The sequence below is a fragment of the Nonomuraea sp. NPDC052634 genome (assembly GCF_040678535.1).
In the GTDB taxonomy this organism is placed as follows: domain Bacteria; phylum Actinomycetota; class Actinomycetes; order Streptosporangiales; family Streptosporangiaceae; genus Nonomuraea; species Nonomuraea fastidiosa.
Genome location: NZ_JBFATY010000001.1, coordinates 2,388,474 through 2,402,124 on the forward strand (window position 1 = coordinate 2,388,474; position 13,651 = coordinate 2,402,124).

A 13,651-nucleotide genomic window follows, 5' to 3' on the forward strand; every position below is an offset into this window, starting at 1 on the left:
GGGGGTGCGGCCCGCCGCACAGCCCACCTGAGGGGCCGCAGCCGAGGGGGTGCGGCCCGTGTCGCGGTGCTCAGTGCATCGGGGTCCAGATCGTCATGGGCCCCAGGTCGCGGTTGGCCCAGGCGTAGTACGGGATGAAGGTCAGATCGACCGGGCCCTCGTGCTCCGGCTCCAGCGGGGCGGCTGCGGTGCGGTAGGGGTATCCGCCGTCCTCCTCGCGGTGCACGTGGACCCGGCCGCGCGCGTGGACCGGCACCACCTCGGCGGGCAGGCCGGTCAGGGGCCTGCCGTCGGTCAGCTCGGCACCGGCGAGGCACAGGTCGTCCACGCCGGCGTCCGGGTGGTCGGCCTGTTCCAGGCAGTAGACGAGCGGGCCGCGCTCGACGGCGACCTGGCCGCGGGCCACGTCGAGCCGGGGCACGGCGGCGGTGAGCCGGGGGCGTACGGCGAGGTCGAGCACGACGCGGTCGCCCGGCCGCCAGGTGCGGCGGGCGCGGTAGTACGAGCCGGGCCGCGCGGGCAGGCCGGTGCCGGACAGGCCGTCCACGGTGGCGCCGTCGGCCCACGACGGGATGCGGGCGGCGAGCGTCCACGGAGTGCCGGGGGTCTCGACGACGGTGATCTCGACGCGGCCGTCCCACGGGTAGCCGGTCTCGACGCGCAGCACCACGTCACCGGCCCTGAGGGTGCCGGGGGCGTACAGGTGGAGCTGGACGCCGCCGCCGTCGCGGGTGACGAGGTAGCGGTCGAGCGAGGACAGCAGGCGCATGACGTTGGGCGGGCAGCAGGCGGTGCCGTACCAGTCCTGGCGGCCGCGCGCGGCGGCGCGGCGGTCGTCGGGGTTGGCGCCCGCGCGGACGCGCAGCGCGTTGACGTAGAAGAAGCGGTCGCCGGAGAGCGAGACGCCGGGCAGGACGGCGTTGTAGAGGGTGCGCTCCATGAGGTCGGCGTAGGCGGACTCGCCGGTGGCGAGCAGCATCCGGTACGACCACTGGACGCTGCCGACGGCGGCGCACGTCTCGCAGTAGGCGGTCTCGGGCGTCAGCTCGTACGGGCCGCCGAACTGCTCGCCGTACCAGACGGAGCCGAGCCCGCCGGTGAGGTACGTCTTGGTGGCCACCATGTGCCGCCACTGCCGGGTGAGTGCGGCGAGCAGCTCGCGGTCGCCGGTCTCGGCGGCGACGTCGGCGGCTCCCGCGGCGAGGTACATGGCGCGGACGGCGTGCCCCTCGACGGTGGTGGCCTGGCGCAGCGGGACGCGGTCCTGGCGGATGCCGGGCCCGTGGTGGCCCTTGAGCGGCAGCGTCTCGTGGCCCCTGCCGTCGATCATGCGGGTGGCCAGGTCGAGGTACGCGCGCACGCCGGTCTCGCGGTAGAGCTCGACCAGCGCGGTCTCGATCTCGGGGTGCCCGTCGAGCGCGTCCGGCGGCAGGTCCTTGACGAGGTGGTCGGCGAAGCGGCCCGCGACGCTCAGCAGGCGTTCGTCGCCGGTGGCGCGGCGTCCTGCGACGGCGGCCTGCATGAGGTGGCCGGCGCAGTAGAGCTCGTGGCTGGATGCGAGGTCGCTGTAGCGGGCGCGGCCGGTGAGCTGGGTGTGGGTGTGCAGGTAGCCGTCGGGGGCCTGGGCGGCGGCGACGAGGGCCGAGGCGTCGTCGTACGCGCGGGCCAGGTCTGCGGACGGCGCGCGGCCGCGCTCCCAGGCGAGGGCTTCGAGCCACTTGTAGACGTCGGAGTCGGCGAAGACCTTGCCGCGGTGCCGCCCGCCGCCGCGTGCGGCCTGTTCGAGATTGGCGAAGGCGCCGGACTCGCGGATGCGCTCGCCGCCCAGGGGAATGGTGACCTCGCGGTTGACCCGCTGCCGTGCTGCCCAGAAGCCGCCGTCGATCCGCATGCCGGGGGCGGGTCGCAGGGTCACGGCGGCTTCCGGGCGGGGTCGTACCACCGAATCATCGCTCATGCGGACATCCTGCCTCAGTGTTTATATATCCAACAAGATACGAATATCTATGCTCACCTTGACGCCACAGGAGAGGCGTCGGAGGCTGGGGTGCAAGGTTTATGCGCGCGTGAATATTTATGAGGGGAACGATGCCTGAGATTCCCGACACGGTCGTGCTCGAAGAGCGGGCCGCGCTGGCGATGAACGCCGTGGCCGGGCTGCCGGACGAGAGCATGGGCGGCATCCCGTACTTCAGCGCCGACCTGCTCGCCCGCCCTGCGGTGCTGCGGCACGGCGACTGGGACTGGGGCTCCAGCCACGGACGGCTGCTCGACGCCTGCGTGCTGGCCAGGCACATGACGGGCAAGGACACCTGGCGGGAGGTCGAGGACGGCTACCGGCGGCGACTTGCGACCTTCTTCGGCCCCGACGGGCTCAGTTACCGCCAGGCCCGCCCCGAGGCCGGCTGGCCGGCCAACGCCAACCTCATCGACCAGCGGGCCGTGATCCTCTCCCTGACCACCTCGTACCTGTCGGACGGCGACCCCGAGGTCAGGAAGCTGGCCGACGCGCACGTAGCCGCGCTCAAGCGCATCGCCATCAAGGAGCGCGACGTCTGGTTCTATCCCGCCTCCGAGTACACCCCCGACGGCTGGCCGTCCCCCAACGCGATCGCGCTGCACCTCGCCCCCGACCCGGCCTCCTTCAGCGGCCGGCTCATCATGCCACTGCTCCGCTACCACCAGGCCACCGGCAACGACGACGCACTGGAGCTGTGCGGCTGGTTCGCCCGGCTCATCGTCGAGAAGAGCGGCGTCTACCTCGAGGACGGCGGCTTCAACGCCGCCCGTGCCTACCGCAGCGGCCACTTCCACACCCGGCTCGGCACCCTCGAAGGGCTCGCCAGGTACGCCCTGCACACCTGCGACCACGAGCTGACCGCGTTCGTGCGCCGCTCCTACGACTGGGCGCTCGGGCAGGCCACCGCGTTCGGCTGGACCCCCGGCGACCTCGCCGACCAGCGGTACGAGCACGAGAGCTGCTCCCTGGTCGACCTCATCGGCCTCGGCACCACGCTGGCCCGCGCCGGGCACACCGGCTACTGGGGCGTCGCCGAGCGCTTCCTGCGCAACCACCTCGTCGAGTCGCAGCTGCTCGACCTGAGCTGGGTCGAGTCCGCCCCCGACGACTCGCTCGACGAACCCGGCTGGACCACGCACGTACGGGTGGGCGAGCGCGTCCTCGGCGCCTTCGCCGGGTACGGCGCGCCCAACGACTTCGTCTGCGACGTCGAGCTGGGCCGTGGCCACACCGCCGACGTGCAGGCGTGCTGCGTGGGCTCCGGCGTGCGCGGCCTGTTCTGGGGCTGGAACAACGTCGTCACCGCCGACGACCGGGTGACCCGCGTCAACCTGCTGCTCAACCGGGCCACCCGCCAGGTGACCGTGCTCAGCCACCTGCCGCACGAGGGCCGCGTGGACCTGGAGGTGCACGAGGACCTGCGGGAGCTGCGGATGCGGGTGCCGGAGTGGGCCGGTTACGCGAAGGTCCGCGTCACGCGCGCATTGGGCGGCTCGGGGGGCTTGGGGGGCTCAGGCGGCTCGGACGGCGCGGACGGCTCCGCGGCTCCCGACGGCTCCGAAGACCCCGGAGCCGTGGAGACCTTCGACGGCACCAGGACCGGGGCCTGGGCTCCCGACGGTTACCTGTCGATCCCCGCGCCGCGCCGGGGCGAGCGCGTCACCGTCACCTTCCCCGTCCCCGAGACGACCAGCACGGAGGTGGCGGCGGGCCGCGAGTACCGGGTGCGCTGGCGGGGCGACGACGTGATCGGGATCAGCCCCGAGGGCACGGCCCGGCCGATGTACAGCGGCCGACGGGTGCATCCGGTGGCGCCGCGCCGTACGTACGAGCTGAACCGGCCCGCCACCGAATGGACGTGGTGACGGCCTGGTCGGCCGCATCCGAGGCGCTCGGCGGTGACCTGTGCGAGGTGACGGTGCGCAACGTCGTCCGTCCCGTCGTGAGCGGGACCGGGCTGCGGGTGCGGCTGACCAACGCGCTCGGCGACCGCACGGTGCATTTCGGCCACGTGTACGTGGGCGTGCCCCGCGAAGGCCCGGCCCTGGAGCCCGGCTCGAACCGCCTGGTCACCTTCTCCGGCTCCCCGGAGGTGCGCCTCCCGCCTGGGGCGACGGCACTCAGCGACCCGATATCCGAGGCCGCACCCCAGGGCACGTCCCAGGACGTGCCGCACACCACCGCCCGGAACACGATCGCCCGAAACATGATCGCCCGGAACACGATCGCTCGCTACACGGTGCGAGGTCCGACGCCGCACCCAGGACGGGATCCCGGACAGACCCCGGCCTCGGACCTGGTGCGGGCCGGGCGCCGGCTCGCCGTCAGCGTCTACCTGCGCGGCCCCGGCGGCGTCCTGACCGGCCGCAACCGCGCCACCGCCCCCGCTCATCCGCCTCCCACGCTCCCGACCGGGGTACGGGAGACGGCCGGTGTGCAGGAGGCTGCCGGTGTGCAGGAGGCGGCCGGTGTGCGGGAAGCGGCCGGGATGCGGGAACCCGCAGGGGCGCCCTCCTACCGTTCGGTGCGCGGTGACCACGCCGGGGACGAGAGCGGAGAGGCGTTCGTCGAGGAGACGACGGTATGGCACTGGCTGGACGCGCTGACCGTGGTCCCCGCCGAGCCACCGGTGCGGGTGGTGGCGGCGCTGGGCGACTCGATCACCACCGGCGTCGGCTCGCGGACCGGCCACGGCTGGCCCGACTTCCTCTCAGCCGGTACGGGGCTCGCCGTGGTGAACGAGGGCGTGTCCGGCGGGAAGGTCCTGACGGCGGGGACCGGACGGCCGGCGGAAGCACGGCTGACCGCCGAGGTGCTGATCAAGCCGGGCATCACCACCGTCATCGTGCAGGCCGGGATCAACGACCTCGGCGCGGGCGCTCGGGCGGAGGACCTGATCGCCGCGTACCGGCGCATGGCCGCAGCCGCCCGCGCCGCCGGGGTGCGGCTGGTCGGCGGCACGATCACGCCGTACGAGGGCGCGGAGTACCACACGGCGTCCGGCGAACGGGCCCGCCAGGAGGTGAACGCGTGCCTCCGGCGAGGCGGCGTGTTCGACGCGGTGGCCGACTTCGACGCCGCCCTCCGCGACCCCGCCCACCCGGCCCGCCTCCTCCCGGCTTACGACAGCGGCGACCACCTCCACCCCAGCACCGCAGGCCACCACGCCATGGCCACCGCCGTCCCCCTGCCTCACCTCTGACCACCCCGCCCGCCGTGACACCTCCCACCACCTCACGCGGCGGCGCCTCAGCCCACCGGGTACGTGATGGCGGGTTCGGGGCGGTGGACGCCTCGGGGGCGGTAGCCGAGGGTGTCGGAGAGGCCGAGGTAGTCGGCGAGCAGCCAGATGATGGCGAGCCACATCTCCGTCCCCTGGAGGCCGGGCGTGCGGGTCGCGCCGGTGCCGCTGGTGAGGGCGAAGCTGAGGCCGGCGCCGTCGTGCCAGCCGCCGAGCGCCCGTTCCAGGTGCTCCCGCGCCCAGGCCTCACCCTCGGCGCGCCGGTGCCGGGTCTGGCGTCCGGCGAGCCAGAGCGGGTGGATGACGTCGAGCACGTTGCAGGCGTTGCCGGTGTCCGGGCCGAAGTAGCGGGGGTCGCGGGCCTGGGCGAGCACGGTGTCGACGGCCCGCTCCGGATACGGCAGCGGCAGCCCGAACTGCGCGTACGTGCCCCGCGTGAGCCGGTAGAAGCCGTTGACCACCTGCAGCCACCCGGCGTCGGAGTCGGGCTCGCCCCACATGCCGTGGGCAGGACGGCACCGGCTGAGCAGCCAGCCGTACAGGGTCTCGAACTGCGGGCCGGTCAGGCCGAAGTCGGCGAGGTTGCGGTAGAGAGCGGTGCCGATGGCGTCCACGACGGAGCCGGCCGTCCAGGCGTTGCGCGTCCAGTCGAGGCCGTCGAGCAGGGCGATGAGGTCGGCGGGCGGAAGCTCGGAGACGGCTCTGATCGGGTGGCGGCAGCGGGTGCCGAGCAGGTCCAGCGCGTAGCCGACGGAGAGGATGTGGTACGCGGTGATGCCCTCGAGCTGCAAAGGGCTCCCGGTGCCCGCCGCCTCGCCGGTCCTTCCGGCGGTGTCCTCGCCCCCGTCGTTCCCTCCCCCGTGAGAGGCCGCCTCGGGTGAGCCGGGGGCGCCGATCTCCGGGACGAGGCCGGTGATGGGGTCCTGGCGGTCGCGGAGGAAGGCGATGATCTCGTCGCGGGAGGGCGTGGGCGGCGGTCCGCCGAGCAGCAGGTCGGCGATCTCGACGGCGTCGGCCCAGGCCCGTACGGTGGGCGCGGCGCCGGGCCGGTCCAGGTAGCGCTCGCCGTCCCAGCAGCGGGCCAAGACGTCGTGCGCCTGCTGCCTGGCCCGCTCGGCGAACGCGACGAGCCGCCCCTCCAGGTCACGCGGTGCGGACGGGCGGCTCGCCCCGTCTCGCGGGGTGCGGCGGTCGCGGATCAGGCGGGCCGGGTTGCCGGCGACCATCGCCCAGGCGGGCACGTCCTTGGTGACGACGGAGCCGGCTCCGATGACGGCGTGGTCGCCGATGGTGACGCCGTCGAGGACGACGACGTTCGAGCCGATCCACACGTCGTCGCCGACACGGATGCCCTTGCTGGTGATCGGCTGGCGGAAGACCGGCCGGTCGGGGGCGGTGCCGTGGTTGAAGCCCAGCAGGGAGGTGTGGGCCCCGATCCGTACGGCGTCGCCCAGCGAGACCGTGCCCCGGACGACGGCGTACGGGTTGACGGTGCAGTCGCGTCCCATGGAGATGTCGCCGGTCACGTACGCGTGGGCGGCGAGGTAGCAGAAGTCGCCCATGCGCAGCCGGTCGGTGTGCACGGCGGCCAGCGGCGAGATGAACACCTTCTCCGCCGGCTCGAGCCCGATGCTCTCACGCAGCCCGGCGATGTGGGCCTCCTGGGCGCGGCGGTCGTCGTCGGTGGCGTGGTCCCAGTACAGCCATGGACAGTAGTCGAACGTCATGGCGGCTGATTCCTCTCGGCTCGTAGGGGGTTCACGTCACGGATGCACCGGGGCCAGCGTCATCGACCAGGTGTAGGGGCGCACCTGGAGCCGGTGACGCTCGGGCAGGGCGGGCCCGCAGGAGGCGCTGCCGATGCCCTGCTGTCCGTGGTCGAGGTTGAGCCACACGCGCCCGGAGTCGGTGAGGTCGTGCGGGTGGCGGGCGGCCCGCAGCGCCTCGCTGGTCCAGCGGCGGGCGGTGAAGTCGACGTACGGCTCGCCGTCCACGCGCAGGGTGGGCAGGCCGGGGCCGGACACCTCCAGCCAGCGGGTCTCGACGTGGTTGCCGTTCTCCTGGGGGACGACGTACGGGGTCTGCAGCGCGTCGATGGAGCCGCTGAACCTGCCGACGCGGGCGGCGGCCCTGCTGTCCACGTACGACTCGCCGGGCCCGAGGCCGAACCACGTGACGTCGGTGTAGCCGCCGGGCAGCGCGAACCTCGCGCCCATGCGGGGCGGCCGGACGGTGAGGTGGCCGTAGGCGGTGTCGTCCCAGTCGCCCACGGGTTCGGCGTCGATCCGCAGGTGCAGGGTGCCGTCGTCGCGCAGCCGGTACGTGTACGCGGTGCGGAAGCCGAGCGTGCGGGTGGCGGGGCCGCTGCGCCCGCGGACGACGAGCGTGCGTTCGTCGGGACGTTCGATGCCGCCGGTGCGGTGCACGAACCTGTCGATGCCGGCGGCCTCCCAGTCGGCGGCGAGGTCGTTGGCGCCGCCGATGCCGTGGTCGTTCGAGATGGGGGCGCGCCACACGTCGAGCACGGGGCCGTCGAGTTCGAGGTCGCCGATGCGCAGCAGCCGGCCGGTCCTGCCATCGAACACCGCCGCCCCCAGCCGCAGCTCTCCCTCCGCCTGTCGCGAGGGGGTGGCCGGTGTCACGCCGGATGCGCGGCGGCGGTGGGTGCCGTTTCCGAGCCTGGCCTGGGTGAAGGCGACCACGTGCCCGGCCGGCGCCCAGCGGGCGTCCCCGGCCAGGACCGCCTCCACGGTCAGCCACGTCTCGCCCTCGTCGGCGGGCTCGACGGGCGGCAGCGGCACGCGTACGGACGAGCGCGCGGGACAGTGCGGCACGGAAAGCGTCCCGGAAACGCCGCGCTCCCCGTCGGTCTCCGCGAACCACCGGAACGCCAGATGCCCGAGCGCGGCGAAGTCGTACTTGTTGGTGACGACCAGCTCGCCGCCCGACACCTCCATCGCCACCGGCTCGATGGCCTTGCGCAGCTCCAGCAGCCCGGGAGAGGGCGTGCGGTCGGGGAAGACCAGGCCGTCGATGCAGAACCGCCCGCCGTTGGGCCGGGCGTCGATGTCGCCGCCGTGCCGGTGGTAACGGCGGCCCAGCTCGTCGTACCCGGCGAGGCCGTGGTCGATCCACTCCCACACGAACGCGCCGCAGAACCGCTCGTACGACTCCAGGATGCGCTGATAGTCCACCAGCGACCCGGGTCCGTTGCCCATGGCGTGCGCGTACTCGCACAAAAGGAACGGCAGCCCGCGACGCCGCACGTCATCAGGCGAGCCGGGCTCGACGCCGTCGGGCGTGTCCTCCTTGCGCTGCCCGATGCGCTCCAGGACGTCCTGTGCCGGATACATGAGGCTGTAGAAGTCGGAGTGCCGGTAGGAGGGGTCGCGCTCGTAGTGCAGCGGCCTGGTGGGGTCGCGCTCGCGGATCCACTTCTCGATCTCGCCGAACGCGGCGCCGCTGCCGCTCTCGTTGCCCAGCGACCAGATGATGACGCTGGGGTGGTTCTTGTCGCGCTCGACCATCCGCCGGGCGCGGTCGAGCAGGGCGTCGCGCCACATGGGCTCGGCGGGCGGGTTGCCCTCCCAGCCGGAGTAGATGAAGCCGTGCGTCTCGATGTCGCACTCGTCCACGACCCACAGGCCGTACTCGTCGCACAGCCGCAGGAACTCGGGGTGCGGCGGGTAGTGGGAGGTGCGGACGGCGTTGACGTTGTGCCGCTTCATCAGCTCGATGTCGCGGATCATGGTGGCGCGGTCGAGCGCGCGGCCGCGGTCGGGGTCGTGCTCGTGCCGGTTGACGCCGCGTAGCAGCACGGGCCTGCCGTTGACGAGCAGCCGCCCGCCGGCGATCTCGACGGTCCTGAAGCCGACGGCGAGCTCGATGGTCTCGCCGGCGGCGCGCAGCGTGCCCCGGTAGAGGTGGGGGTCCTCGGCGCTCCACGGCCGCACGTCCGGCACGGTGACCTGTTCGCCGGTGGGGACGGCGAGGCCCAGCGCGGGCAGCTCGACCAGGCCGGGGGCGTCGGCGGTGACGAGGAGGGTGCCGGTGCCGTCGCGGTAGGAGGCGTGCACGGTGAAATCGTCGATGCCGCCTTCGGGCCGCGACAGCAGCTCGACGTCGCGGAAGATGCCGGGCAGCCACCACATGTCCTGGTCTTCGAGGTAGCTGCCGGACGACCAGCGGTGGACGCGGACGGCCAGCACGTTGCCGCGCTCGCGCAGCCGCCCTGTGACGTCGAACTCGAACGGCAGCCTGCTGCCTTTGGAGTGGCCGAGCAGCTCGCCGTTCAGCCAAACCGTGCCGCAGGAGTCGACGCCCTGGAAGCGCAGCACGTCGCGGGCGGCGGGCCAGCCGTCGGGCAGGTCGAAGCGGAGGCGGTAGTCACCGGTGGGGTTGTCGTCCGGCAGGTACGGCGGGTCGATCGGGAACGGGTAGGCGGTGTTGGTGTAGAGCGGCTTGTCGTGACCTTCCAGCACCCAGTGCGAGGGCACCCGGATGGTGTCCCATGCGCTGTCGTCGAGGCCGGGGTCGGGCAGGCCGGGGCCGGTGCCCGCGGCGGTGCCGGAGAGCCGGAAGCGCCATTGCCCGTTGAGCGAGAGTCTGGGAGCGTCGGAGACGAAGTCCGCACGCGGTGCCCGCCGTCCCGTGCCGGGTGCCGGGTCCTCGTGGAAGTCGGCGATCACGTACGTCCCTCCGGAGGAGTCGCCAAAACGTTTTAACCCTAATGGTCCGGACTCCACGACACCAGATCTCAGATGCATTGACATGGGGGCATGAATAAATATATCATCTGGTAAATCGTTTTAAAATCATTGGGTAACTCCATGGCTCCTTCTCCCCCCACGAGTCCGGCCCATGTCCGCTTCGGCACCGCGTACTACTGGGAGTACCAGCGCACCCCCGATCTGAAGCTCGATCTCGACCTCATGGCCCAGGCGAGGATCGACACGATCCGCGTGGGCGAGTCCGTCTGGTCCACCTGGGAGCCGCGCGACGGCGTCTTCGACCTCGACTGGCTGACGCCCGTCCTCGACGGCGCCCACGAGCGCGGCATGAAGGTACTGCTCGGCACCCCCACCTACGCCATACCGCCGTGGCTGCAGCGCAAGCACCCCGAGCTGGCGATCGTGCGGGCGGGCGGCGGCCGGATCCCGTGGGGCGCGCGCCAGGAGATCGACTTCACCTCCCCCACGTTCCTGCACTACGCCGAGCGCGTCATCCGCCAGGTCGTCGGCCGCCACGGAAGCCACCCGGCGGTGCTCGGCGTCCAGCTCGACAACGAGCCTGGCCTGCACCTCATCCACAACGAGCCGGTGTTCGAGCGGTTCAAGGCGTGGCTGGCCGACCGGTACGGCGACGTCGAGCGGCTCAACGAGGAGTGGGGGCTGACGTACTGGTCGCACCGCATCGGCGACTGGAACGAGCTGTGGCCGCCCTCCGGCAACACCACGCCCTCCTACGACCTGGCCTGGCGGCGCTTCCAGGCCGAGCTGACCACCGAGTTCATCGCCTGGCAGGCCCGGCTGGTGCGCGAGCTGGTGCCGGAGGACCGCGAGCTGACCACGTGCCTGGCCTACCAGCGCCCGGCGCTGCACGACGTGCGGCTCTCCGAGCACCTGACGGTCACCAGCGGCAACGCCTACTACCTGCCGCAGGACCACCTCGTGCACGACCCGGCCGACACGCCGATCGAGGTCTCCTGGTTCAGCACCACACCGGAGGGCCTGTTCCAGGCGGCCGACCGCATGTACGCCTCCAAGGGGCGCCGCTTCTGGGTGACCGAGACCAACGCCACCTCGATCGCCGGCTCCCAGCTCAACCTCACCCCGTACGACGGGCAGCTCCGCCAGGCGGCATGGGCCCTGGTGGCACGCGGCGCGGAGATGATCTCGTACTGGCACTGGCACACGCTGCCGTACGGCGCGGAGACCCACTGGGGCGGCATCCTCGGCCACGCGATGGAGCCGGGCCGGATCTACCGCGAGATCGCGGCGCTGGGCGCGGAGCTGGCGCACGCGGGCGACGACGTGGCGGGGCTGACGCCGGACGCCGACGTCGGCTTCCTCTACTCGCACGAGAGCAAGTGGGCGCTGTCCTTCCAGCCGCCGCTCACCCTCGACGGGCGCAACCCGGACAAGGACTCCTACGAGCGGATCCTGGCCACGTTCTACCGGGGCGCGGCCGACGCGGGCCTGCAAGCGGCGTTCGTGACACCCGCACAGGTCAATCGTTTGCCCATCGCGGTGGCGCCCGCGTTCCACTGCCTGCCGGACGCCGCCGCCGAGGCGCTGGCCGGGTACGTCGAGGGCGGCGGCCACCTCATCCTGACCTTCCTGACCGGCTACGCCGACGAGGAGGCGAGGGCGCGCACCGAGGTCGCGCCGGGCACGCTGCGCGCGCTGGCCGGCGTGCGCTACCTGGAGTACGCGACGCTGCTCTCGCCGCTCCCCGTGCACGGGCTCGGCATCCAGGACGTGGCCAGGCACTGGGCCGACGCCCTTGAGCCCGAGGGCGCCGAGGTGCTGGCCCGCTACGACCACCACCACTACGGCCGCTGGCCTGCGATCACCCGTCACCGCGCCGGCGCGGGCACCGTGACGTACGTCGGCACGCTGCCGGGCCGCAAGCTGGCCGCCGAGCTGTTCCGCCAGGCGAGCACCCGCATGACCCGCCCGGAGCCGCTGGTCGTGGCGACCGTGCCGCAGGTCAGCATCCGCTCGGCGGTCAACGCGCGGGGCGAGCGCCTGTGGTTCGTGCACAACTGGTCCGGCCGCGCGAGCACGGTGACGCTCACCGACCGGGCGACCGAGGTCACCGGATCCCGCGAGAGGCTGCCGCCGGGCCCGCTGCGCCTGGCGCCCTTCGACGTACGGGTGGTGAGATGAGCGCGTTCCGGCCTGACTGGGAGTCGCTGCGCGCCCACCGGATCCCGAAGTGGTTCGGCGCGGCGAAGTTCGGCATCTGGTCGCACTGGGGCCCGCAGTCGGTGGGCCGCTCAGGCGACTGGTACGCCCGCCACCTGTACGGCATGCAGCCCTGGTCGGAGCCGTGGGAGCGCAAGCGGGCCACCAGGCAGCACGCCCATCACCGAGCCCACTTCGGCAAGGGCGGCGCGAAGGACCTGTTCCCGCGCTGGCGGGCCGAGCGCTTCGACCCCGACGAGCTGATCGACCTCTACGTGGGCAGCGGCGCCCGCTACTTCGTGGCGCTGGCCACCCACTGCGACAACTTCGACCTGTGGGACTCCACGCTGCACGCCTGGAACGCCGCCCGCATCGGCCCGCGCCGCGACATCGTGGGCGCGTGGGAGCGCGCGGCGCGGGCGGCCGGGCTGCCGTTCGGGCTGAGCTTCCACCAGAACTGGACGTGGCGCTGGCTCGACGTGGCCCACGGCGCGGACCCGGAGACGGGCGAACCGTACGACGGAGGGCTCACCACCGCCGACGGCGCGGGCACCTGGTGGGACGGGCTCGACCCGGCCCAGCTCTACCCGGAGCGGCACGAGCCGGGCGCCAAGCCGCCGGCCCGGGTGGCCGAGCGCTTCTACGCCCGCGTCCGCGAGGCGCTCGACCGCTACCGCCCCGACCTGGTCTATCTGGACGACGGGCGGCTGCCGTTCGACGAGGGCAGCGTGGTGGAGTCGGAGCCGGCCAGCAAGGAAGGACTGGCGCTGCTCGCCCACTACTACGACACCTGCCCGACCGGCGGCGTGGTCACGATCAAGGACGTGCCGGACGCCGACCGCACGGCCGTGCTGCTGGACTGCGAGCGCCGCCAGCTCGACACCGCGCAGCCGCACCCGTGGCAGTTCGACACCAGCGACGGCGAGTGGTTCGACTGCGCCGGCGACGACCCGATGTTCCACCCGCGCAAGAGCGCCCAGCAGGTGATCCACACGCTGATCGACGTGGTGAGCAAGAACGGCTGCCTGCTGCTGAACGTGCCGCAGCGCGCCGACGGCACGGTGGACGACCATGCCCGCGAGCTGCTGGCCGGGGTGGGCGCGTGGCTGCGGGTGTGCGGCGAGGGCGTCTACGGCACCACGCCCTGGGTGCGCGCCGCCGAGGGCTCGACCGGGCTGGGCGAGACCAAGGGCTACGAGGGCTACAACGAGGCCGACCGCGCCTACACCCCCGGCGACATCCGCTTCACCAGGCGCGGCGAGGCCGTCTACGCCACGCTGCTGGCCTGGCCGCACGACAGGACCGCGGTCGTGACCAGCCTGGGCACCGCCGCCGGGCTGCTTGAGCGCCGCCCGCAGCGGGTCGAGCTGCTGGGCCACGGCCCGGTCCCCTGGACGCTGTCCTCCGACGCGCTGCGCGCCGAGCTGCCACCCGAGCCGCCGACGACCGCCGCGTACATGCTGAAGATCATCTGAGGAGTGT

The 13,651-nt window shown here is 73.0% G+C and carries 7 protein-coding genes; 4 read left to right on the plus strand and 3 right to left on the minus strand.

Annotated features, from left to right (window positions below):
* Window positions 1–70: 70 nt before the first annotated feature.
* Complete coding sequence (locus AB0K67_RS10685; RefSeq protein WP_364056247.1) at window positions 71–1,957, minus strand: beta-L-arabinofuranosidase domain-containing protein; 1,887 nt, start codon at window positions 1,955–1,957, stop codon at window positions 71–73.
* Window positions 1,958–2,088: 131 nt separating this feature from the next.
* Here AB0K67_RS10685 and AB0K67_RS10690 point away from each other — a divergent pair, with 131 nt between their 5' ends.
* A complete protein-coding gene (locus AB0K67_RS10690; protein ID WP_364056250.1) occupies window positions 2,089–3,885 on the plus strand; it encodes a hypothetical protein in 1,797 nt (598 codons plus the stop codon).
* A complete protein-coding gene (locus tag AB0K67_RS10695; protein ID WP_364056253.1) occupies window positions 3,882–5,222 on the plus strand; it encodes a GDSL-type esterase/lipase family protein in 1,341 nt (446 codons plus the stop codon). Before AB0K67_RS10690 ends, AB0K67_RS10695 begins: the two co-directional genes overlap by 4 nt.
* Before the next feature lie 47 nt (window positions 5,223–5,269).
* Here AB0K67_RS10695 and AB0K67_RS10700 read toward each other — a convergent pair whose 3' ends face one another.
* The gene (locus tag AB0K67_RS10700; protein WP_364056256.1) at window positions 5,270–6,988 is read right to left on the minus strand and encodes an acyltransferase; all 1,719 of its coding nucleotides are present in this window, start codon (window positions 6,986–6,988) and stop codon (window positions 5,270–5,272) included.
* A 36-nt stretch (window positions 6,989–7,024) separates the two neighbouring features.
* On the minus strand, window positions 7,025–9,949 hold the full coding sequence (locus tag AB0K67_RS10705) for a glycoside hydrolase family 2 TIM barrel-domain containing protein (RefSeq protein WP_364056259.1): 2,925 nt from the start codon (window positions 9,947–9,949) through the stop codon (window positions 7,025–7,027).
* 141 nt (window positions 9,950–10,090) lie between these two features.
* Here AB0K67_RS10705 and AB0K67_RS10710 point away from each other — a divergent pair, with 141 nt between their 5' ends.
* Both AB0K67_RS10710 and AB0K67_RS10715 read left to right on the plus strand, forming a co-directional pair.
* Complete coding sequence (locus AB0K67_RS10710) at window positions 10,091–12,151, plus strand: beta-galactosidase (RefSeq protein WP_364056262.1); 2,061 nt, start codon at window positions 10,091–10,093, stop codon at window positions 12,149–12,151.
* On the plus strand, window positions 12,148–13,644 hold the full coding sequence (locus AB0K67_RS10715; protein WP_364056265.1) for an alpha-L-fucosidase: 1,497 nt from the start codon (window positions 12,148–12,150) through the stop codon (window positions 13,642–13,644). Before AB0K67_RS10710 ends, AB0K67_RS10715 begins: the two co-directional genes overlap by 4 nt.
* Window positions 13,645–13,651 lie beyond the last annotated feature (7 nt).